At 69.5% G+C, this 20,523-nt stretch carries 21 protein-coding genes and 1 pseudogene; 13 read left to right on the forward strand and 9 right to left on the reverse strand.

Annotated elements, in window-relative coordinates:
* Window positions 1-345 precede the first annotated feature (345 nt).
* Window positions 346-1,143 (reverse strand): hypothetical protein, encoded by a 798-nt coding sequence (locus ACZ7EG_RS07735; protein WP_471073785.1) that lies wholly within the window; start codon window positions 1,141-1,143, stop codon window positions 346-348.
* A gap of 140 nt (window positions 1,144-1,283) precedes the next feature.
* Complete coding sequence (locus tag ACZ7EG_RS07740) at window positions 1,284-1,901, reverse strand: RNA polymerase sigma factor (protein ID WP_471073788.1); 618 nt, start codon at window positions 1,899-1,901, stop codon at window positions 1,284-1,286.
* A gap of 215 nt (window positions 1,902-2,116) precedes the next feature.
* Here ACZ7EG_RS07740 and ACZ7EG_RS07745 point away from each other — a divergent pair, with 215 nt between their 5' ends.
* A complete protein-coding gene (locus ACZ7EG_RS07745; protein WP_471073791.1) occupies window positions 2,117-3,439 on the forward strand; it encodes a peptidoglycan recognition protein family protein in 1,323 nt (440 codons plus the stop codon).
* A 2-nt stretch (window positions 3,440-3,441) separates the two neighbouring features.
* On the opposite strand, the gene ACZ7EG_RS07750 is transcribed toward ACZ7EG_RS07745, so the two are convergent.
* The 4 genes from ACZ7EG_RS07750 to ACZ7EG_RS07765 form a co-directional block, all read right to left on the reverse strand.
* A complete protein-coding gene (locus ACZ7EG_RS07750; RefSeq protein WP_104777767.1) occupies window positions 3,442-3,837 on the reverse strand; it encodes a hypothetical protein in 396 nt (131 codons plus the stop codon).
* 151 nt (window positions 3,838-3,988) lie between these two features.
* Entirely contained in the window at window positions 3,989-4,543 is a 555-nt protein-coding gene (locus tag ACZ7EG_RS07755; RefSeq protein WP_471073794.1) for a hypothetical protein, read from the reverse strand.
* A gap of 108 nt (window positions 4,544-4,651) precedes the next feature.
* Window positions 4,652-5,194: a hypothetical protein gene (locus ACZ7EG_RS07760; protein ID WP_471073797.1), complete on the reverse strand. Its 543-nt coding sequence runs from the start codon at window positions 5,192-5,194 to the stop codon at window positions 4,652-4,654.
* 96 nt (window positions 5,195-5,290) lie between these two features.
* Entirely contained in the window at window positions 5,291-6,886 is a 1,596-nt protein-coding gene (locus ACZ7EG_RS07765; RefSeq protein ID WP_471074859.1) for a beta-N-acetylhexosaminidase, read from the reverse strand.
* A gap of 290 nt (window positions 6,887-7,176) precedes the next feature.
* On the opposite strand from ACZ7EG_RS07765, the gene ACZ7EG_RS07770 reads away from it, so the two are divergent.
* The 8 genes and pseudogenes from ACZ7EG_RS07770 to ACZ7EG_RS07805 all read left to right on the forward strand — a co-directional run bounded on the left by ACZ7EG_RS07770 (window position 7,177) and on the right by ACZ7EG_RS07805 (window position 13,871).
* Window positions 7,177-7,650 carry a 2-oxo-4-hydroxy-4-carboxy-5-ureidoimidazoline decarboxylase gene (locus ACZ7EG_RS07770; RefSeq protein ID WP_471073800.1) on the forward strand — a complete coding sequence of 158 codons (474 nt, stop codon included), beginning with the start codon at window positions 7,177-7,179 and terminating at the stop codon, window positions 7,648-7,650.
* Window positions 7,651-7,870: 220 nt separating this feature from the next.
* Entirely contained in the window at window positions 7,871-8,251 is a 381-nt protein-coding gene (gene sdhC / locus ACZ7EG_RS07775) for a succinate dehydrogenase, cytochrome b556 subunit (RefSeq protein WP_031107855.1), read from the forward strand.
* A 5-nt stretch (window positions 8,252-8,256) separates the two neighbouring features.
* Window positions 8,257-8,739: a succinate dehydrogenase hydrophobic membrane anchor subunit gene (locus tag ACZ7EG_RS07780; RefSeq protein WP_471073803.1), complete on the forward strand. Its 483-nt coding sequence runs from the start codon at window positions 8,257-8,259 to the stop codon at window positions 8,737-8,739.
* A 19-nt stretch (window positions 8,740-8,758) separates the two neighbouring features.
* Window positions 8,759-10,513 (forward strand): succinate dehydrogenase flavoprotein subunit, encoded by a 1,755-nt coding sequence (sdhA, locus tag ACZ7EG_RS07785; RefSeq protein ID WP_471073806.1) that lies wholly within the window; start codon window positions 8,759-8,761, stop codon window positions 10,511-10,513.
* Window positions 10,513-11,292: a succinate dehydrogenase iron-sulfur subunit gene (locus ACZ7EG_RS07790; RefSeq protein WP_031107859.1), complete on the forward strand. Its 780-nt coding sequence runs from the start codon at window positions 10,513-10,515 to the stop codon at window positions 11,290-11,292. The genes sdhA and ACZ7EG_RS07790 overlap by 1 nt, the downstream gene beginning before the upstream one ends.
* A gap of 153 nt (window positions 11,293-11,445) precedes the next feature.
* Complete coding sequence (locus tag ACZ7EG_RS07795) at window positions 11,446-12,066, forward strand: Uma2 family endonuclease (protein WP_471073809.1); 621 nt, start codon at window positions 11,446-11,448, stop codon at window positions 12,064-12,066.
* A 603-nt stretch (window positions 12,067-12,669) separates the two neighbouring features.
* A pseudogene (locus ACZ7EG_RS07800) lies at window positions 12,670-13,062 on the forward strand (tyrosine-type recombinase/integrase); the annotation flags it as partial.
* 122 nt (window positions 13,063-13,184) lie between these two features.
* A complete protein-coding gene (locus tag ACZ7EG_RS07805) occupies window positions 13,185-13,871 on the forward strand; it encodes a hypothetical protein (protein WP_471073812.1) in 687 nt (228 codons plus the stop codon).
* Window positions 13,872-13,931: 60 nt separating this feature from the next.
* Here the strand turns inward: ACZ7EG_RS07805 and ACZ7EG_RS07810 are convergent, their stop codons facing one another.
* Both ACZ7EG_RS07810 and ACZ7EG_RS07815 read right to left on the reverse strand, forming a co-directional pair.
* Entirely contained in the window at window positions 13,932-17,456 is a 3,525-nt protein-coding gene (locus ACZ7EG_RS07810; protein WP_471073815.1) for a polymorphic toxin-type HINT domain-containing protein, read from the reverse strand.
* 66 nt (window positions 17,457-17,522) lie between these two features.
* Window positions 17,523-18,182 (reverse strand): hypothetical protein, encoded by a 660-nt coding sequence (locus ACZ7EG_RS07815; protein WP_471073818.1) that lies wholly within the window; start codon window positions 18,180-18,182, stop codon window positions 17,523-17,525.
* 3 nt (window positions 18,183-18,185) lie between these two features.
* On the opposite strand from ACZ7EG_RS07815, the gene ACZ7EG_RS07820 reads away from it, so the two are divergent.
* Window positions 18,186-18,350 (forward strand): hypothetical protein, encoded by a 165-nt coding sequence (locus tag ACZ7EG_RS07820; RefSeq protein ID WP_471073821.1) that lies wholly within the window; start codon window positions 18,186-18,188, stop codon window positions 18,348-18,350.
* A gap of 55 nt (window positions 18,351-18,405) precedes the next feature.
* Here ACZ7EG_RS07820 and ACZ7EG_RS07825 read toward each other — a convergent pair whose 3' ends face one another.
* Entirely contained in the window at window positions 18,406-18,564 is a 159-nt protein-coding gene (locus tag ACZ7EG_RS07825; RefSeq protein ID WP_471073823.1) for a hypothetical protein, read from the reverse strand.
* 147 nt (window positions 18,565-18,711) lie between these two features.
* On the opposite strand from ACZ7EG_RS07825, the gene ACZ7EG_RS07830 reads away from it, so the two are divergent.
* Genes ACZ7EG_RS07830 through ACZ7EG_RS07840 form a run of 3 tightly spaced genes read left to right on the forward strand, consistent with a single transcriptional unit; the run spans window position 18,712 to window position 20,522 of the window.
* A complete protein-coding gene (locus tag ACZ7EG_RS07830; protein WP_471073826.1) occupies window positions 18,712-19,119 on the forward strand; it encodes a hypothetical protein in 408 nt (135 codons plus the stop codon).
* A 12-nt stretch (window positions 19,120-19,131) separates the two neighbouring features.
* A complete protein-coding gene (locus ACZ7EG_RS07835; RefSeq protein WP_471073829.1) occupies window positions 19,132-19,731 on the forward strand; it encodes a thiol-disulfide oxidoreductase DCC family protein in 600 nt (199 codons plus the stop codon).
* Between the two features lie 44 nt (window positions 19,732-19,775).
* Window positions 19,776-20,522: a TetR/AcrR family transcriptional regulator gene (locus tag ACZ7EG_RS07840; RefSeq protein WP_471073832.1), complete on the forward strand. Its 747-nt coding sequence runs from the start codon at window positions 19,776-19,778 to the stop codon at window positions 20,520-20,522.
* The last annotated feature ends 1 nt before the right edge of the window (window position 20,523 follow it).

A 20,523-nucleotide genomic window follows, 5' to 3' on the forward strand; every position in this document is an offset into this window, starting at 1 on the left:
CGCGGACCGGGTTCTCGCCGTTGTCTGCTCAATTGGTGGTTGCGGTCACAAGCCCGCAGGTGGTTGCGGTGGTCGTACCGCCTTCGCCTTGGCGCGAACGGCACGTTACGACCTCAAACCACTCCCCGTCCATGTCCGTCCAGGATGCAACTAAGCCGTGACGCGGAGGGGTGTGACAGAAAACGCACACCGGGCGCTGTAGGGAGTACGGGCCGCCGCGCGGCCCGTGCCGCGCGACGGCCGGGGCCTCTCCTGTGGGGGGTGGCGGCCTCGGCCGTTGCCATGGCGGGGAGCGTGGGGGTCGCAGCAGCGCTCGGCCATGACGGCCCGCGTTCGCGGAATCCTCTACGGGCGACGGCTGTTGGGCCGTGAGCGCTTGTCCTCGCTCCGGGTCTTGCCCGCGTCGGCGTCCGCGCTCTTGTCCGATGCGTTGTCCGACTCGTTGCCCGCGCCGCTGTTCGCGGTGGGTGTGACGTCGTCCTCGACGGCACCGCCGTTCCCGGAGCCACCGCCCTTGCCCTGCGGCTCGCCCAGTTGTTCGGAGCAGTACGCCGTGACGTTGCTCTCACCGCCCGCGGCAGCCACCAGGCGCCGCCAGGCCGACGCCTCCATCGCCTTGCCCCGTTGCCGGACCTCCTCGTAGGCGCGGCACTGCGCTTCGGTGTCCTGAGCGGGGCTGGGCCGCGCGGAGTGCGCCGGGACCGATCCGGGTCCGGTGCCGGCGCCTGGGCTGTGACTGTGGCCGCCGCTGGGAGGCTGTCCCGCCGGGTCGCGCGGGGTGCTGCTCGGGGCGGGCCGGCGCTCCGGGGCGTCCTTCGTACCTTCCTGCGGCGATCCCGCCACGCCGATCGCCGCCACGGCGACGCCGCCCAGCGTGAGGCTGGCGAGCAGCACGGAGAGCGTCGTCTTCAGGGACCGCCCCAGGGGACGCCGCTCGCGGGCACGCCAGTCGTCCCGGCGGCGGGTGCGCTGGGCCCCGGCGTCGCGGGCGGCCCGGAAGGCGGCCACGGCCCGCTGCTCGGCCTCGGCGTCGACACCGTCCCGGACGAGGGAGGCGATGATCAGCGCCTCCACACCGGAGTCGAGGAGGGCATGGCGGGAACCACGGCCGGAAAGCCCGCCGTCGCTCGGCCGTTCACCCATGTCCGTTTCCGTCCCTGCTCGATCCGATCGATCCCGCTGCCACTCCGGCGCCGGGCCCCAGTACGTCCCGCCGGTCCGCCCTGTTCAGGGCGCCGGGTCCGCGCGACCCGGCCGGGCCGTCAGCGAAACCACCGATTCCGCTACGTCGACTCACCCAGCGTCCGGGGAGCCTCATCCGTCACACTCTCCGCGCCCAGCTGCCCGGCGAGGCGTTTCAGACCCCGGTGGGCGGCCGTGCGTACGGCACCCGGCCGCTTGCCCAGGACCCGCGCGGCGGCAGGGCCGTCGAGGCCGACCACGACCCGCAGCAGCACGGCCTCGGCCTGGTCCCGCGGCAACCCCCGGACCAGTTCCAGGGCGTGCGCGGTGGAAATGGCCTCCAGCGCCTGGTCGTGCGTGCTCTGCGGTCCGGGCAGGTCCAGGACGTCCTGCTCCAGCGCTGACGACCGGGGCCGTACCCGCTGCCGGCGCAGGTGGTCCAGCGCCCGGTGCCGGGCGATGGTCGCCGTCCAGCCGCGGAAGCCGGCCCCGTCGCCCCGGAACCGCCCGAGGTCCCGGGCGATCTCCAGCCAGGCGTCGGACGCCACGTCCTCCGCGTCGTCCCCGACCAGGCCGCGCAGATAGCCGAGCAGCCCGGGCTGCACGAACCGGTAGGCGGCCGCGAAGGCCGCCTCGTCACCCTGCTGGGCCCGCGCGACGGCCGCGCCCAGTTCCCCGTCGTACACCTGCCCGCGCCGGGGTTCCGCTCCCTGACCCAAGTACCGTCCTCGTCCGTGCCGAGTGCGCGCCCTCCCACGGTGATCAGCGCCGGTCCGCGCGGAAGTGTCACAGCGCGTCGGGCGCCGGGCCCGAGGACCGTTCGGGTCAACCCGGCCCGCCGTCCTCGGGAGCCCGGCCCCGCAGAGGTTTCGGCCAAGTGACGTACCGGGGAGCTCTGCTCGCGATGCCACCGCCCATGAAAGGCGAGCGCCGTATGACACACCCCCTCCTGCGCACCGCCGTCGCCACCGCTCTGGCCCTCGGTGCCCTCGGCCTGGCCCAGCCCGCCCGGGCCACCCCCTCGGACGGGGTGCACACCGTCCGGGTGCCGGACGGCGACCCCCACGACCGGTCGCTCGCCCCGCGCACCACAGAGCCGTTCAGCCTGATCGGCATCACCTGGGACGACCCGGACGCGGCCTTCGCCGGCACCGCCCAGGTGCGCACCCGCTCCCGGGAGAGCGGCGCGTGGACCGCGTGGCGGACTCTGGAGACCGACGGCCGTACGCCCGAGGCCGGCCCCGACCGCGATGGGGCCGGCGTGCGCGGCAGCACCCAGCCGCTGTGGACCGGGCCCTCGGACGGTGTCCAGGTGCGCGTGACGGGCTCGCGCCTGCCGGAGGGCCTGCGGGTCGAACTGGTCGACCCCGAGGCCGGGTCGGACGCCGTGCACACCGCGGCCGTCGAGCCGGACGCGGTCGGTCCTGCCACCGAGCCGGACGCGGTCGGTCCTGCCGCCGGTCCGGACGCGGTCGGTCCTGCCACCGAGCCGGACGCGGTCGGTCCTGCCGCCGGTCCGCTCGCGGCCCAGCGTCCCACCGTGACGTCGCGCTCCGCCTGGGGCGCCGACGAGTCCCTGGTGAAGGACCCGCCCACCCTGACGGGCGACACGAAGGCGATGTTCGTCCACCACACGGCGGGCACCAACGACTACAGCTGCTCCCAGTCGGCGTCGATCGTGCGCGGCGTGTTCCTCTACCACGTGCAGAGCAACGGCTGGAACGACATCGGCTACCACTTCCTCGTCGACAAGTGCGGCACCGTCTTCGAGGGGCGCGCGGGCGGCATCGACAACCCAGTCCTCGGCGCGCACACCTACGGGTTCAACACCGCCACCAGCAGCGTCTCGGTGCTCGGCGACTACTCCACGGCGGCCACGAACGCCGCGGTGCGCGAGTCGGTCGCGAAGGTCGCGGCGTGGAAGCTCGGCCTCTACGGCATCGACCCGACCGGGACGGTCGTACTGACCTCCGGTGCCGACAACGGCAAGTACAAGCTGGGCCAGAAGGTCACGTTCCACCGCATCTCCGGTCACCGCGACGGCTACCCGACCGAGTGCCCCGGACAGAACCTCTACGACGACCTGCCCGAGATCCGCACCCTGGCCGCGAACGCCGCAACGACGGCCGCGCCCGCTGCCGAGCCGTCCGGCGGCCCCCTCGACGTGAGCGAGGGCGCGGGCGAGGGCGAGGGCGCGGACGTGAGCGTGGGCGAGGGCGGGGACGTGGGCGAGGGCGAGCACCTCCGCGCCGGCTGACGCTAACGCCGGGGCGCGGTGCTCATCGCGTCCCGGCACAGCAGCCGCAGCGACCCATGTCCGCCGTAGCACCGGCGGGCCTCGTCGATGGGGTCCCACAGGCGCCCGTCGGGGGTGCGGATCCAGTGGTCTCCGCCGGTCGCCCACCACTCGGCGCCGGTCTGACGCGCCATCACCTCACCCGCGTACGCGCCGAAGCCGCGCAGCACCTGCTGGACCGCCGCGTCGGGTGCTCCCTCCCGACGTATCCCCTCGATCATCCGGTCGATGCTCCACAGGCTCTGCGCCGAGTAGTCGAGGCGCAGTCGTGCTCCCTCGCGCATCGTCGCCACTGTGTCCGCCGCCCATCGCAGCGGCTTCGCAGCCGCCGATGGCCTGGTCTCCGCTTGAGTCGTCACATCCCGGAAAGCGCTGCGGCGAAGCGTTTCGTCACCCGGAATCGGCGGCTTCCCCGAAGCGGCGCAGGACCACCCCACCTCACCCAAGGGACAGTCACAGGACTCTTCCAGGAAGGGGGGTTTAGGCCGGTCGGACCATCGGCAGCACCGTTCAGGTCCGCTGCCGGCTCCGGCGGGACACCACCGCGCGCAGGACCCGCCGCCCCTCGACCGACAGCTCCAGGGCCCGGCGCAGCCCGGCCGGGCCGTGTCCGGCCAGGACCTCCAGGACGGTGATCTGGCGGCGCAGTTCGGCGGCGACGAGGGGCGACATGCCCTCCGTACGGCCCTCGCGGCGGGAGTCGACGGACGAGGCCTCGTCCTCGGCGGTGTCCAAGAGCCGGTGGATCTGGAGGGAGGCGACGGAGCAGGCGTCGGCCCACACGCGGACCGCGCCCGCGGACCGCTCGGCGGGAGCGGCCTCGAGCATCCGGTGGGCGAGCGCGGTCGCCTCGTCCCCGGCGCCGGCCGCGTCCAGCTTGCCGCGCGCCTGCTCCAGCCGCTCGCCCCACTCCTCGGCACCGGCGCCGTCACTGAGACTCGCCCACACCGGCCTGAGGACCTCGTCGTCGCCGCCCAGCAGGGGCACGCACCGATCCAAACAAGCCAGCCCGCTCGCGGCCAGCCCGCGTTCGTCGGCCTGTGCGATCAACTCCACCAGGCTCATCCACGCCTCCCTCCGCGGGCCTTCTCCGGGGCCCGATCAGGCCGCTGCCAGCCCTCACCCCTTACGGAACCCGCACTTCCCCTTACTGCGTGCAACGGGCCCGGAGTGTCACAGGGGCACGACGCCCAGTCTGTCGAGGAAGCGGAACAGGAGGTTTTCAGCCTGGGGGTCCCCCCGCTCGAGCGAAGCCGAGAGCGGGGGAGGATCAGGGTCTGACGTCAGTACGTCCATCAGTGCGTCGGCGTTCACCTCACACCCGGCCTCGGCGGCCCAGCGCACGGCGTGCTCGGCGGCGTCGCCGGGTTCCAGGAAGTAGTCCTCCAGCGCGAGGCCCTCCCGGTCCGCCCCCAGGTACCCGGCCATCGCGGAGCGCGCCAGGCAGGTCGTCCACGTCCCGCTCTCCGGAGCCGCGGCCTCCAGCACGACGCACTCGCTGTTCATGACGTACCCGAAGAGCGCCGGCGCCCCGGTCTCCCGGGCGAGGGCGTTCATGTTCCCGATGTCGCCGTCGCTGCTCGGGTACTCCCACACCTGCCATCCGCCCGGCGCCGAGACGCGCTGCGTCGGACCGTCCCCGGCCCCAGCCAGCGCGTCCAGCTCCGGCAGCGGCCGCTCCCCCCGGCCCACGACGAAATACCCCCAGTAGCCCATGTCCCGGTTCCCCCCGGCATGTTCGATTGCGGTCGCGTCAGAACACCACCACAGCCCTACGGGAGTTCGCAGCCGTACGGGCCAATTCGTTCCGGGTCAGCCGAGCCTGTCCGCCAGCGCCCGGAACTCCGCCCAGGACAGCTCCGGCCCGCCCGGGTCCCAGAGCTTCTGGACGGTCGCGCGCAGCGGCATCCGTATCCCGGCCGCCACCTGCTCCTGCGTCTGGGAGTTCGCGAGGTCGCACCACACCGCGAAGGACCCGCCGAGGATCTGCCCGTCGTAGCGCGCCGGGACGGCCGCGGTGCCGCGCAGCACGCGGGGCGTCCACTGCTCGTAGATCCGCTGCCCCGTCGGGTAGACGAAGGTCTGCGGCTCGCCGAGCACGTAGTACAGGAACTCGTCGTTGTAGTTGATCACCTTGCGGCCCGCCTGCAGATACTCCAGGGGCGCCCGGGCGCCGATCTCCTTGCCCGTCCAGTAGGCGACCTGGATGTCCTCGGCGGCCTGCACGGAGGTACCGCGGAAGAAGCCGTCGTTCCAGGCGCGCGGGACGCGCTGGTGCTTGCGGACGGTGTCGGCCCGGTCGTTCAGCCAGCCGGTGGTGAGGTCGGCGACCGTCGCGCCGGAGCCGTACTTCTCCCGGGCGGCGGCAGCCAGCTGCGGGAACGACGCCTCCGGGTTCGACCGGGTCAGCGCCTGGTACTCGTCGCCGCCGAGGTGCCACGGCCCGCCGGGGAAGAGGTCCGCGTACTCGTTCAGCAGGTCGTCGACGATGCCGGCGCTCTCGGCCTTGGAGATGTCGATGGCGCCCTGCACCGCCGACCCCTGCGCGGTGCGCAGCTGCAGGTCGGGGTGGGCGTCGAGGACCGCGCCGAGGTGCCCGGGCGAGTCGATCTCGGGGACGATGGTGATGTGCCGGGTCCGCGCGAGGTCGATGATCTCGCGCACCTGCGCCTTGGTCAGATGCTGCTGCGAGACGATCTCGGGATGCGAGGACGACTCGATCCGGAAGCCCTGGTCGTCGGAGAAGTGCAGCCCCAGCTGGTTGAACTTCAGATCGCCCAGTTCGCGGACGCGGTCCTCGATCCAGCCGGCCGTGAAGTTCTTGCGCGCGATGTCCAGCATGAAGCCGCGCTGCGGTTTGGCCGGTTCGTCCTTCACGACCCCCTCGGGGGCCGTGCCGCCGTCGTGCGTCTCCTGCTTCAGCGTGCGGGTGCCGTAGAAGACCCCGGTGTCGGACGGCCCGTCGATCTCCACCCGCCCGTCGCGCACGGTCATCACGTACGACTCCGGGTTCGCCCCCTCGTCGTCGTTCAGCGCCAGCCGCAGGTCCCCGGCCCGCTTGTCGCTCTTCTCGCCGGCGTACGCCATGCCCAGCTCGCCGGCGACCAGCCGCCCCTCGTCGGCCAGTGCCGGGTCGTCCACGACCACCCGGTTGCCCTTCTCAGGACGCCAGCCCGGGCCGCGCGCCGGCTCGTGGTCGCGCACGGCGGGTATGGTGCGGGGTGCCTCGGACAGGGGATAGGAGCGGGTCGGGCTGGGGCTCGCCTCCGGCGCTCTGTCCGGGGGCGCCGCCGCTGAGGCCCCCCGCGAGGATCCCGCCTCCGAGGCCGTGGGGCCGCCGTCACCGCCCGAGGCCGCCCAGAGCCCGAGACTCACCCCGGCCGCGACCACGACCAGCGCTACAGCCATGGCCACGACCAGCACCTGCCGCTGTTTCTCCTGCTTCGCCGAAGTCCGGCGCCTGTGCTGACTCACTCAGCCAACCTAAAACCCTGGGCCGTCCGGCGCGCGTCCACCGAGCATGCCGAAACTCTCCCTCCCGGGTGAAATTCGCGCATCCCTCGGACACATCACGGTCGCACTCGATAGCGTGACGTCACATCTCTCACAACTTGCCCTGCCGACACACGTGACGCCCACGAGGACCCACGCTGCCCGCGCACCATCTCCCAGATCTCCCCGGCCGCCTCGCCATACCGGTGGAGCACTTCAACGCCGCCTCCGAGGAGGACCTGGAGCAGGCCCTCCTCTCCTGCCTGCGCAGCCTCCGCTGGGCCCGGCGCGTCGCGAACCACCGCCCCTACCCGGATCTGGACTCCCTGCTGGCCGCGGCGGACGAGGCGGCCTACGACCTGGCCTGGCCCGACCTCACGGAGGCACTGGCGGCCGAGCGCCTGCCCACACTCCCGCCGGACACCTACTCCGCGGCCCACACCGCCCTGAGCGCGGCGCACGCCGCCTACGAGGCCCGCTTCGGACACGTGTTCGTCATCTGCCTGGACGGCCTGTCCCCCTCGGAGACCCTGGACCGGCTCCTCGCGGCCATCCGGTCACGATTGACCAACGATCCCGAGGAGGAACGGACGGTCGTGGCGGACGAACTCCGGCGTCTGGCGAGCGTACGGCTGGTCAGCGCCCTGAGAGGTGCGGGGAACTGCGCGAGCAACCACTGACGACTCACACCCGGCGTCCCGGAGACACCCCCTGCCCCCTGGGTCGCACTAGCCCACCCGTACCCCTTTGCGTGCCAGTTTGATCACACCGAGGGACCCCCGCTCAGCCCAGCCGCAGCGCATCGCTACGATGCTGGGGGCCGGTGGACCGTACCCGGCCGGGCCCGACCGACACACCAAGCCGGCGCGGCCCCAATCCCCGCTCCCGGAGGAAACTTCCGTGCCGGCTGGAACGCTGTACCGCGGCCGGGAAGGAATGTGGTCCTGGGTGGCTCATCGAGTCACCGGCGTCCTCATCTTCTTCTTCCTGTTCGTCCACGTGCTGGACACCGCTCTCGTCCGTGTGTCCCCTGAGGCCTACGACACCGTCGTGGCCACGTACAAGACGCCGATCGTCGCGCTGCTGGAGTACGGCCTCGTCGCCGCCATCCTCTTCCACGCGCTCAACGGCCTGCGTGTCATCGCCGTCGACTTCTGGATCAAGGGCGCCCGGTACCAGAAGCAGATGCTCTGGACCGTCGTCGCCCTGTGGGTCGTGCTGATGCTCGGGGCGATCTACCCCGTCCTCGGCCACGCCGCTCGTGAACTGTTCGGGAGCTGACGCCAATGTCCACGACTGACAAGACCGCTGCGGGCGTCGGCCCCGTCGAGGGCGGCCCCGTCTACACCGTCGACAACCCGGCGCCCTTCATCGAGGCCCCGCGCCAGCGCACCAAGAAGACCCCGAAGAGCACCCGGGGCAACTTCGAGCTGGCGGCCTGGCTGTTCATGCGCCTGTCCGGCGTCGTGCTGGTCGTCCTCGTCCTCGGCCACCTGCTGATCCAGCTCGTGCTGGACGGCGGCGTCTCCAAGATCGGCTTCGCCTTCGTGGCGGGCCGCTGGGCGTCCCCGTTCTGGCAGGTCTGGGACCTGCTGATGCTGTGGCTCGCCATGCTGCACGGCGCCAACGGCCTGCGCACGGTCATCAACGACTACGCGGAGCGCGCGAACACCCGGCTGTGGCTCAAGGGCCTGCTCTACACCGCCACGGTGTTCACCATCCTGCTGGGCACGCTGGTGATCTTCACCTTCGACCCGAACATCCGCTAGGCACGGGGTTGCGAGAATCATGAAGATCCACAAGTACGACACCGTCATCGTCGGCGCCGGTGGCGCGGGCATGCGCGCGGCCATCGAGTCCACGAAGCGCAGCCGCACCGCCGTGCTGACCAAGCTCTACCCCACCCGCTCCCACACGGGCGCCGCGCAGGGCGGCATGGCCGCCGCGCTCGCCAACGTGGAGGAGGACAACTGGGAGTGGCACACCTTCGACACGGTCAAGGGCGGTGACTACCTGGTCGACCAGGACGCCGCCGAGATCCTGGCGAAGGAGGCCATCGACTCGGTCCTCGACCTCGAGAAGATGGGCCTGCCGTTCAACCGCACCCCGAACGGCACCATCGACCAGCGCCGCTTCGGCGGCCACAGCCGCAACCACGGCGAGGCCCCGGTCCGCCGCTCCTGCTACGCGGCCGACCGCACCGGCCACATGATCCTCCAGACGCTGTACCAGAACTGCGTCAAGCACGGCGTGGAGTTCTTCAACGAGTTCTACGTCCTGGACCAGCTGATCACCGAGGTCGACGGCGTCAAGAAGTCGGCGGGCGTCGTGGCGTACGAACTCGCCACCGGCGAGATCCACGTCTTCCAGGCGAAATCCGTGGTCTACGCGTCCGGCGGCTGCGGCAAGTTCTTCAAGGTGACGTCGAACGCGCACACGCTGACCGGTGACGGCCAGGCGGCGGTCTACCGCCGCGGTCTGCCGCTGGAGGACATGGAGTTCTTCCAGTTCCACCCGACCGGCATCTGGCGCATGGGCATCCTGCTGACGGAGGGCGCCCGCGGTGAGGGCGGCATCCTCCGCAACAAGGACGGCGAGCGCTTCATGGAGAAGTACGCGCCGGTCATGAAGGACCTCGCGTCCCGTGACGTCGTGTCCCGCTCCATCTACACGGAGATCCGTGAGGGCCGCGGCTGCGGTCCCGAGGGCGACCACGTCTACCTCGACCTCACGCACCTCCCGCCGGAGCAGCTGGACGCGAAGCTGCCCGACATCACGGAGTTCGCCCGCACCTACCTCGGCATCGAGCCCTACACGGACCCGATCCCGATCCAGCCGACCGCGCACTACGCCATGGGCGGCATCCCGACGAACGTCGAGGGTGAGGTCCTGGCGGACAACACCACGGTCGTCCCGGGCCTGTACGCGGCCGGCGAGGTCGCCTGCGTGTCCGTCCACGGCGCCAACCGCCTCGGCACGAACTCGCTGCTGGACATCAACGTCTTCGGCAAGCGAGCGGGCATCGCCGCCGCGGAGTACGCGCAGAAGGCGGAGTTCGTCGAGCTGCCGGAGAACCCGGCGGAGCTCGTGGTCGAGCAGGTGGAGCGGCTGCGCGACGCCACCGGCAACGAGCGGGTGGCGGAGCTGCGGCGCGAGCTGCAGGAGACCATGGACGCCAACGTCATGGTGTTCCGCACCGAGCAGACGATCAAGACGGCGGTCGAGAAGATCGCGGAGCTGCGCGAGCGCTACCGGAACGTGTCGATCCAGGACAAGGGCAAGCGGTTCAACACGGACCTGCTGGAGGCCATCGAGCTGGGCAACCTGCTCGACCTCGCCGAGGTCATGGCCGTCTCCGCGCTCGCCCGCAAGGAGTCCCGCGGCGGTCACTACCGCGAGGACTACCCGAACCGCGACGACGTCAACTTCATGCGGCACACCATGGCGTACCGCGAGGTCGGCGCCGACGGCTCCGAAACCGTCCGTCTCGACTACAAGCCGGTCGTCCAGACCCGCTACCAGCCGATGGAGCGTAAGTACTGATGGCTACCCCTGTTCTGGACAAGGAAGACGCGGCCGGCAAGCCCGAGCCCGGTTTCGCCGACTCCCCCTACATCACGGTCACCTTCCGCATCCGCCGCTTCAACCCGGAGGTCGCGGCGGAGGCGGTCTGGGAAGACTTCCAGGTGGAGATCGACCCCAAGGAGCGCGTCCTCGACGCCCTCCACAAGATCAAGTGGGACCTGGACGGCACGCTGACGTTCCGCCGCTCCTGCGCGCACGGCATCTGCGGCTCGGACGCCATGCGGATCAACGGCAAGAACCGTCTTGCCTGCAAGACGCTGATCAAGGACATCAACCCCGAGAAGCCGATCACGGTCGAGGCCATCAAGGGCCTCACGGTCCTGAAGGACCTCGTGGTCGACATGGAGCCGTTCTTCCAGGCGTACCGCGACGTCATGCCCTTCCTCATCACGAAGGACACGAACGAGCCGACGCGTGAGCGCTTCCAGACGGCCGAGGACCGCGAGCGCTTCGACGACACGACGAAGTGCATCCTCTGCGCGGCCTGCACCACGTCGTGCCCGGTCTTCTGGAACGACGGCCAGTACTTCGGCCCGGCCGCCATCGTCAACGCGCACCGCTTCATCTTCGACTCGCGTGACGAGGCCGGCGAGCAGCGCCTGGAGATCCTCAACGACCGCGACGGCGTGTGGCGCTGCCGCACGACCTTCAACTGCACCGACGCGTGCCCGCGCGGCATCGAGGTCACGAAGGCGATCGCGGAGGTGAAGCGGGCGCTGATCACGCGCCGCTTCTGAGGTCGACCGGCTCGACCAAGAAGGCCCTGTCACCGCTGGTGACGGGGCCTTCTGGCATATGCCACACCTTCGGGTGAAGGAGCCTGTGAAGGCCGCGCAGGCGTCGTCCGACCTACGATGATGCTCTCGACACCAGTTCCCAGGAGGCACCTGATGTCCGCAGCTTCCGTCGAGCAGCCCTTCCACGAAGAAGAGCCGGTCACCCTCACGACCATCGCCGACGAGATCATGGAGCGCCATCCGGGCTACCGCGTCGAGATCATCGGAGGCCATCTCCTCGTGACCCCGTCCCCTGACGGCGCCCATGCTCGTGCGCTGACCAAGCTCATGCGTCCCTTCATGGCAGCCGACCTGGATGGAGGCGAAACCGAGGTCCTTCAGGGCGTCGGTCTCTGGTTGCCCATGGAGCCAGAGGACTACGCCATCCCCGACCTTGCGGTCGTGGACGCCGACTTCGAGGATCACCACGTTGAGAACAACGCCTACGACCCTGTCTGCTTCCGCCTGGTGCTGGAGGTCACCTCCATCAATTGGAAGAACGACCTGAAGACGAAGGTCGCCGCCTACGCCGAGGCGAAGGTCCCGGTCTACGTCGTCGTGGACCGCAAGCACCAACGCCTCCACGTCCTGACCGACCCGGTCGGAAGCAGCTACGAGAACCACCGTCCGCATGCCTCCGGCGAGCTCGTCACCCTCCCCGACTCCATCGGCGCGAAGGTGACCCTCGACGTGGCCGAGATCCTCAACGCGGGCCGGCCGAAGACGAGCGATTGAGCCGCAGAACCCGGAACTGGCCAGATTCAGGCATGTTCCGGCCGCCTGTCGTAGGGCTCCTGGGACCGGTGCGGGGTGCCACCAGACTGGCGCCCGTGACGCCCCTGAGGAAATCCGCCGTCGCGCTCGTAGCCATGACTGCCGTGCTGCTGCCGGTGTCCCTCACTGCCTCCCCGGCAAGCCCCTCTCCCACTCCTCGCACGCGAGACCTTCGACCACCTTCCCCTCGGCCCGGTCACCAAAGGCCGCGGGTGGACCGCTGAGACGTCCAACGACACACTCACGATCGTCCGTTCGTCAGCGGGCACGGCCGTGAACGGCCGCGCCTTTGCGGCACCATATTGGTCTGCGGCGCCCGACTCCGCCGCTTCGTGCTTCCAAAACGCTTGCGCACGCCGGACGGGCGTCACCTGCATTTTCGCTGGTCAGCGAATTCCGGCCCGTGAGAGTGCATGGAGTGTCATGCTGTGCGCCCGTATTACCGTCGGCGTTGCCGTCAGACGCTCACGCGCGTGAGGGAGGTGGTGTGGGTTTTGGCCGGTATCCTGCCCGGCTTGGGGTCGGGCATGGTCAGGGGGCCGTACGCTGGCCCGGCCGTTCGGGCAACGGCAGGAGAAGGAACGCGAGACGGCAGGACAGAACTGGAGAGACAGCGGCCTTCACCAAGTCCAACGGCCGCCCCCTCGACCCGGCGAACCTCACACGCGCTTCCGCAGTTTCCTCGGCCGGGCCGGACTACGGCGAGTCCGATTCCACGACCTTCGACACTCGGCCGCAACCCTGCTCCTGGAACAGGGCGTCAAACTCGTCGTGATCAAGGAACTCCTCGGCCACGCCCACATCGGCGTCACCGCCACCGTCTACGCCCACGTCAGGCTCCGCCTTCAGCGCGACGCCATCGACGCCCTCGGCACCGCGCTCGTCGGCCGGGAGACCACCGAGACAGCACGCTCCGACAGCGACGAACGGCCGCCCTGCGCCTCACTCGTCCGCTGACGTTGCTGTCAACTACTGCCGTCATGACCCACGGGAGCCCCACCAATGGGGCTCCCGTTTTGCTTTAGCGATTTGCCGATCAGTCTCCGTCGGCGCCCGGCATGTAGCGCATAATGTCCCACATGAACTCTCTCGCCCTCACGGACAGCCCGGACCTGCTGCGATTTCTGCGGAGGTGGTACGGCGCCCCGAAATCACCCAATGTGAGACTGGGGGAATCGCCTGATGCACCCAGGGAGCTTGCCGAGTGGCATGAAATCTCCGCCCAGTGGGGCGGAGAGATCACTTCACACAACTACGCCATCCCCATCGCGGAACTCGTAGCAGAAGACGGAATGATTCCGTTCTGGGTTGAGAACCAAGGAACTCGGGTTTGGGCATTCGACCCGAAAAGTGAAGATCGCTCCGTGTATGAGCGAGAGCCGTCCGACGAACCGACCCCGTGGCGGCAGACGGGCGAGCAGCTCTCAGATTTCTTGATTCACGCCACAATCCTGGAGGCAATCCTGGGGGCTCCTGCGACGAAAGTCGCGCAAGGAGTCCCGGCAGATTGGCTCTGGGCTCGGGAAGGAAGCCATGAGCTCCCCTTCCCTGCGTGGAACTGGCCGGCCAACGATTCGCGGATCCTCCTCGGCGAGAGCTGGCTGGCTCTCGTCCACCCGAGCGACGATCCCGGCGAAGGTCATGACATCACCCTGGCAGCAAGAGCGCCAGGTGATCTCTCTTGGGCGGAGAATATGCCAGGAGTCAAGTGGCGCTCATACTCCGATGCTCAGGACTACACGACCGATGAACCACTGCCCTGGTAGGCAGTGAAACACGAATCGGCGGCCGATCCACCTGGATCGGCCGCCGATTCCTTTCCTAACTCAGTCAGGAAGTCCCGTGAATTTTTCAGTCCTACGCGGTGAGATCACCCACAGCTGAGCGCCTTCGGGCAGCATGTCAGGCAATGTACTTCTGCATGTTCCGCAGGTCCCCGTCGGGTAGTCGATATAGAGCACGGCCTTTCTGACACCCGGGTTCATACGCAAGAACGCTGCTGCGTGAGCCTCCACGTGCTCCCCGTTGGCCTTCGTACGACCTGGGAGGTTCTTGAGGAGTCCGGACTGACCGCCTGGACCACTGATCATCGGCAGTTGATCACCCCCGCCATCAAGAATTCCCACAGTGCGCCGGGGGTAGTCCTTCTGCAAATCCTTCAGGGACGGGCCACAGTTGCTGTTGTGAACGAGAACCGGAGTCTCGCCCGCCAGCACATAGTACGTATGCAGGTCATCAACTGTCAGGTTGTACGTACGTGCCCGCTTCGTGAACGGGCGGTTGCCTGTGACGATGACGGTGTCGCCGTCGTCGGTGCGCAGGGTCATGCCCGGTTTCAGATCGCCTGCTTCGATCCAGTCCCGTTCCGAAGGCGACCAGAAAGGGTGCTCGTAGGTGGCGGTGAGTTTCTCGACGCCGTCCTCAGTGGCAATGGACAGTTCATTGAAGAACTTGTCACCCTCGGTCCGGATGAGCCTGGTCACTTTTCGGGGGCCGGTCTCACCCGTTTCAGGGTCAGTGGCTTGGACCAGGTCACCGACTGCAATGTCTTCGATGTCCTTGCTGGTGCCGTCCGCCATGAGGACGTCGGTACCTGCAAGGAAACACTTGGCGCAGCCGCCCAGCGCTCCTCCCTTGGCGGCCCTGCCTCCGGGGATGAAGGCGTACGGGAGGGTTTCCCACCGCTTACCCCGCTCGTAGGACTCGGCGTCGTCCTGGCATCTCTTGAAGTTCTGGAGGCAGTAGTTGGCGGCTATGCGCTTGGCCTCTGCGACGTCGTCGCTCTTCAGCAGGAACCTGTACGCCAGGCGGCAGCCTTCCCGCCCGAAGCACACGTTGTTCGTGCCGCTCTCCTCGATGATGGGCGTTTGCCAATACGTTCCGTCCGGGAAGCGGCCGTTCGGGCTGTAGCCGTCGAAGAGGTCCAACAGCCGCTGGCGACTGTTCGTGACCGGAGTGTGTGTTTGCACCCAACCGGGCTTTTGCTTACAGCTGTAGTAGCAGCCCCCCGGACCCGTGCCGCCCCTGGGCACGCCGGGCCCCCTCGGGTTCTGCGGGCCCGTGGGACCACCGTCGCGGCGCGGCTCGCTGTGGCCCGTTCCGTCGTCGATCCACAACCCTGTGGGGTCGGAATGGGAAACCGGACTGTTGTTGGCGTAGGCGTACCCGTTCATCTGCAGCGGGTCCGCTATGTCGATGACCGGGTCGGCTGAAAGGAAGCGGCCCGAGGTCTGGTCGTATTCGCGGGCGCCTATGTGTGTCAGACCCGTGGCCGTGTCGTCGATGCCGACACCCAAGTAGCCGCGCTTGTTGGGCCACGTGGACGGCTTCGCGCCGCGGGTCTCGCCGTACGGCTTGAACGCGCGGCGGGTGACCGGCTGGCCGGCGGCGAGGTCGACCGAGGTGTTCGCCGTTCCGAGGTGGTCCGTGATCAGCGTGCTGACCTTGTGGCCTGTCGTAGAGCCGTTGGTCGTCGTGCGGACCACCGAGGGCGCGCCGGACTGCGCGTAGGAGCGGGACGCGCGGGTGATCGTGCCTGATGCGTTCGTCGTCAGTTCGGCTTCGCCCAGGTAGAGCGTCGAGCCCGACGCTGAATTCTCCAGCAGGCGGTTGCCGTCGGCGTCGTAGACGTACGTCGTCTTCTTGCCGTCGTCCGTGATGGAGTCGAGCTTGTTCTCCGGCGTCCAGTCCAGGGTCTGCGTGGTGTTGTACAGGTCTCGGGCAGTGGTGTTGCCCGTGGCGTCGTAGGTGTAGGCGCTGTCCTTGCCGGTGGGCGTGGAGCTGATCCACGTCATCGTGTGCGGCTGGGACCTGTACGACGTCGTGCCGCTGCCTGCGACCGTCTTGCCGTAGCCGTAGGAGTAGGTGACGTTCTTCGTCGCTTCGGCCGGATCGTGCTCCGTGAGCGTCGCGCGGTTGCCGAGCCAGTCGAAGGTGGTCGACTGGTGGTAGGCCGTCGTGCCCGTGGCCACCGTGTCCGGGGCCGGGGCCGCCGCGGCGAGTGTCGAGGCGAGGGAGTCGTCGGGGGACGAGGCGTCCGACTCCGCGTCCGCGGCGTCGGCGACCGGGCCCGAGGAGGTCGCGTAGGTGGTGCGGTGACCCCAAGCGGTACCGTTCGCCGCCTTGCAGCCCGTACCGCCGCCGGTCGGCTCGATCTTCGACGTCCAGGCGTGGGCCAGTTCGCCCAACACGTCGTACGTGAAGCACTGGGTGTCCCACGTGCTGCCCGTCGCCTCGCTGAGCTTGCGTGCGTTGGAGGTGATGGTGCCGGTCGCGTCGTAGGAGTAGTAGCTGTCCGTGATGCGGTGCGGGCCCGCCGTCTCGCGGTCCGCCACCGTGCGCTGGAGGCGGCCGGTGTGCGGGTCCACGAAGTTGGTGGTCCAGACGCGGTTCGGCTGTGCACCCGAGACCGTGCGCAGCACCTCGCCGTAGGGCGAGTACGTGACGTCGGCGGTGTACCAGGTCAGGCCCGAGGTCGACTCCGGCATGCCGTCGCCGTTGTACCGCGTGACGACCTTCTCCTTGGCCAGGCCACCGACGGCCGGAAGGGTCACCGACTGGGGCTTGCCGGTGGGCGTGTACGTGTAGGCGTACGCGTAGGTGCCGGCGAGGCCCGCGGTCATGGAGTTGGCCGGGACGACCGTCTCACTGGCTGTGACTCGGTACTCGGAGTCGTATCCCGTGACGCGGTTGACGTAGTCGCCGTTGGCGGTGTGCCGCTTGCTCGTCGCCGGTTGGCCGAGGCCTCCGGGCGCATCGTCGTAGGTGTACTCCTTGACAGGGGTGGCGCTCGCCGAACCCTGCCGGACGTATCTGGGCCTGCCGAGGATGTCGTACTCGGTGTAGGTCTCCTGACCGCGCGCGTTGCGGACGCGGGTCGGCCGGTCCGCAGCGTCGTACCAGGTGTCCGTGGTCCCCGTGTCGGGGTCGGTGGCGGACGTCACCCGGCCGCGGGCGTCGTAGGTGTAGGACCAGACGTTGCCTGCCGGATCTGTGACCTTGTCGCGGTTGCCTCGTGCGTCGTAGCTGTAAGTGGTGGTGCGCCCCGCGGTCGCACTGGAGGCGTCCTGGGTGAAGTGCTTGACGGAGGTGGTCCGGCCGAGGGCGTCGAAATAGGTGCGTGTGCGAGGGGCCGTGGAGCCGGGCGGGTTCACCGTCTTGCTGATGGCGTCGTAGAACGTGAAGGTCGCGTACTTGTATCCGCCGTCCTGGTACACGGAGGCACGGGCCTCACGCTCCAGGCCGTCGTAGCGGTACTGGGTCCAGGAAGGGATCAGCGACGTGGACCTGGGCCTGAAGAGCGCCGTGTCCGGTTCACCCTTGGCCAGGTAGGCGCCGGTCTTCTCGGCCACCAGGCCGTGGTCGTTGTACTTGGTGTCGACGATGATCCGGCCTGGGCCGTGGGCCTCGACCTGCTTCTAGACTTCACGCGCCAGGCCGTCGTAGAGCGTGACCTCCTGGCTGTAGGAGCCGTCGTCCTTGAGGGTTCCCACCGTCACTGCGGCAGGCCTGTTCGCGCTGGATGTGGCGATTGCCGGCTGATACGAGACGACGACGTTCGGCGACTTGCCACCGGAGGCGCGGGAAGCCGTCCAGCCCTTCACGAGACGGCCGAGCGCGTCGTACTCGCTGCGTGTCGAGCGGCCGTTGGCGTCCGTGACCGTCAGCGGCAGGTTTCGGCCGGGGTCGTAGGTCGTGGTGACGGTGTGACCCTTGGCGTTGATCGTCTTTGTCGTGGTGACCGGGCCACCGGTCTCCGGCGTGTATTTCGTCTCCGAGGTGCCCGCGCCGGGCCTGGCGACCGTACGAACGCGCCCGAGGTCGTCGTACGTGGTCTCGGTGGCGACCGAGTAGGAGGTGCCCGTGCCGTCGGTCTCGGCCACGGTGGTGGGCGATCCCTTGGTCGGCGTTGCCCCGTAGGCCAGCTTGTCGTAGCTGCACTGCCGGGCCGACTTCAGCTGGGTCGCGGGATCGGCGGAGGCGTATCCGGCGCAGGACGTGCCGGTGGTGCGCTGCTCCTTGGGAAGGCCGATGAGCCAGGCGGCGCATCCGGCTGGGCGAGCAGCGCCAAGCCCCATCTGATGGGCACGCCGAGCGCCAACGGCGACACCGTTCCCGACATCTGGGCCGTTCTGGCCGATGGATCCGTGCGATTCCATGCGGGCGGCAAGGCCGCGCTCAGCGGCTCGGGCACGGAGGTCATCGCCCGGGCCGACTACTGGAAGACCCGTATCGGTATCGGGTGACATAGCTGCGTCATGAGCCGGGGTCGACTTCTCAGAAGTCGACCCCGTTCCTCGTTCACAGCTTGGCCTGACGGTCCCCCACCAGCACCAGCCAGCCGCTCCACGCGAAGGCCCGCTCGACCAGGGCCACCTGGGTCTCGGGGGCGATCCGGCGGGGATGCGTACCGCCCAGCAGTTCAAGACGCGCTCGGTGTCCTCGGGCTGCACGAGCCACTGGAAGACCTCGCGTCACGACTCCCGTGCCGAGGACCGTGCGAGACGCCACCGACCATCATCGCGCGGGCTTGTGTTGAACATGTTCAAAAGTAGGTCTACAGTCATCCCCGACAGCGTTTTGAACGTGTTCAAGAAGGGTGGGGCTATGGACCGCACGGTCATCGCCTACGTCATCTACCTGCTGGTCAGCATCGGTCTGACCGTCTGGGTGGCCCGCACGCTCAGCCGTAACGGAAGGGTCTTCCTCGCCGACGTGCTGCACGGCAACGAGAAGCTCGCCGACGCCGTCAACCACCTGCTGGTGGTCGGCTTCTACCTCGTCAACCTCGGGTTCGTCGCGCTGTACCTGAGCGGCGACGGGACCATCACCGACGCCCGCGGCGTCTTCGAGGCCCTGTCGACCAAGCTCGGCGTGGTGCTGCTGGTGCTCGGCGTGATGCACCTGGCCAACGTCTACGTGCTCAACCGGATCCGGCGCCGGGGCGCCATGGAGCGGGAGCAGGTGCCGCCGGTCCCGCCGCAGGGCTGGGTCGCCCCGCAGCCGCAGGCCTGAGCGGAGGCCCACGTGGACGCGACGGGCATGAACGCGACGGGCATGAACGCGACCGGCACGAAGCCGACCGGCGGCAACGCCACCGGCCCGAACACCACCGGCACGAACACCACCGGCACGGACGCGGCCACCCCGGTCCGTCGGCTCACCGTCCTGTACGACGCCGAGTGCTCCCTGTGCACGTTCCTGCGGGACTGGCTCCGGCGGCAGCCCAAGCTGGTGCCGCTGGAGCTGGTCCCGGCCGCCTCCGAGGAGGCCCGGCGGCGCTTTCCCGGCCTCGACCACGGCGTCACCCTCGACGAGATCACCGTCGTCGGCGACGCCGGGCAGGTCTACCAGGGCCCGGCCGCCTGGGTGGTCACCCTGTGGGCGCTGCGCGAGCACCGGCCGCTCGCCCACCGGCTGAGCACTCCGGCCGGCGCCCGGCTGGCCAAGGGCGCGGTGCTCGCCGCCGCCAAGTGGCGCGGGGCGCAGGCGCACCGGGGGCAGCGCGGCGCCGCGCAGTGGGGCGGGCGGGTGTACCGGCGCGCGGACGGCTGGTCGTACGCCCCCGGCAGCGGATGGAGCTACACCGCGCCGGGCTGCGCCGACGGCACCTGCGCCCCCCGGTAACCGCACCGGTAACCGCACCGGTGCTGACGTTAGGCTCTCTTCCCGTGCCCGCGAAGAACGACGGCCCCGACGACGGCGCCACCCCCACCAAGTCCGAGCAGACCCGCGCCCTGATCCTGGAGACGGCCATGCGGCTGTTCCAGGAGCGCGGCTACGACAAGACGACGATGCGGGCCATCGCCACGGAGGCCGGGGTCTCCGTCGGCAACGCGTACTACTACTTCGCGGGCAAGGAGCACCTGATCCAGGGCTTCTACGACCGGATCGCCGCCGAGCACCAGGTGGCGGTCCGGGAGATCCTGGACCGGGAGCGCGAACTGGAGGCCCGCCTCGCGGGGGTGCTGCGGGCCTGGCTCGACATCGCCGCGCCCTACCACGAGTTCGCCGTGCAGTTCTTCAAGAACGCCGCCGACCCGGACAGCCCGCTCAGCCCCTTCTCCCCCGAGTCGGAGCACGCGCGCGAGGAGGCCATCAGCGTGCACCGGGAGGTGCTCGCCGGGGCCACGAAGACCAAGGTGCCCGAGGAACTGCGGGACATCCTTCCCGAGTTGATGTGGCTGTCCCAGATGGGACTCGTCCTGTACTGGATCTTCGACCGCACCGAGGGGCGCGAGCGCAGCTACCGGCTCGCCGAGCGCGGTGCCCGGCTCACCGCGCGGGGCGTCGCCCTGGCCCGCTTCCGGGTGCTGCGGCCGCTCGTGCGCGAGGTGCACGAGCTGTTCACGGAGTTCCTGCCGGGGATGACGAACGCCATCCCGGATCCGGCGGCGCGGCGGCGCACCGACTCCTGAC

Source organism: Streptomyces sp. NPDC037100 (genome assembly GCF_055606225.1).

Excerpts from the sequence above, each read along its gene's own strand:
- ACZ7EG_RS07735 (WP_471073785.1), bottom strand. The coding sequence starts at position 1,143 with ATGGGTGAACGGCCGAGCGACGGCGGGCTTTCCGGCCGTGGTTCCCGC.
- ACZ7EG_RS07745 (WP_471073791.1), top strand. The coding sequence starts at position 2,117 with ATGACACACCCCCTCCTGCGCACCGCCGTCGCCACCGCTCTGGCCCTC.
- ACZ7EG_RS07755 (WP_471073794.1), bottom strand. The coding sequence starts at position 4,543 with ATGAGCCTGGTGGAGTTGATCGCACAGGCCGACGAACGCGGGCTGGCC.
- ACZ7EG_RS07760 (WP_471073797.1), bottom strand. The coding sequence starts at position 5,194 with ATGGGCTACTGGGGGTATTTCGTCGTGGGCCGGGGGGAGCGGCCGCTG.
- ACZ7EG_RS07765 (WP_471074859.1), bottom strand. The coding sequence starts at position 6,886 with ATGGCTGTAGCGCTGGTCGTGGTCGCGGCCGGGGTGAGTCTCGGGCTC.
- ACZ7EG_RS07780 (WP_471073803.1), top strand. The coding sequence starts at position 8,257 with ATGTCCACGACTGACAAGACCGCTGCGGGCGTCGGCCCCGTCGAGGGC.
- sdhA (WP_471073806.1), top strand. The coding sequence starts at position 8,759 with ATGAAGATCCACAAGTACGACACCGTCATCGTCGGCGCCGGTGGCGCG.
- ACZ7EG_RS07790 (WP_031107859.1), top strand. The coding sequence starts at position 10,513 with ATGGCTACCCCTGTTCTGGACAAGGAAGACGCGGCCGGCAAGCCCGAG.
- ACZ7EG_RS07795 (WP_471073809.1), top strand. The coding sequence starts at position 11,446 with ATGTCCGCAGCTTCCGTCGAGCAGCCCTTCCACGAAGAAGAGCCGGTC.
- ACZ7EG_RS07805 (WP_471073812.1), top strand. The coding sequence starts at position 13,185 with ATGAACTCTCTCGCCCTCACGGACAGCCCGGACCTGCTGCGATTTCTG.
- ACZ7EG_RS07815 (WP_471073818.1), bottom strand. The coding sequence starts at position 18,182 with ATGGGGCTTGGCGCTGCTCGCCCAGCCGGATGCGCCGCCTGGCTCATC.
- ACZ7EG_RS07820 (WP_471073821.1), top strand. The coding sequence starts at position 18,186 with ATGGGCACGCCGAGCGCCAACGGCGACACCGTTCCCGACATCTGGGCC.
- ACZ7EG_RS07830 (WP_471073826.1), top strand. The coding sequence starts at position 18,712 with ATGGACCGCACGGTCATCGCCTACGTCATCTACCTGCTGGTCAGCATC.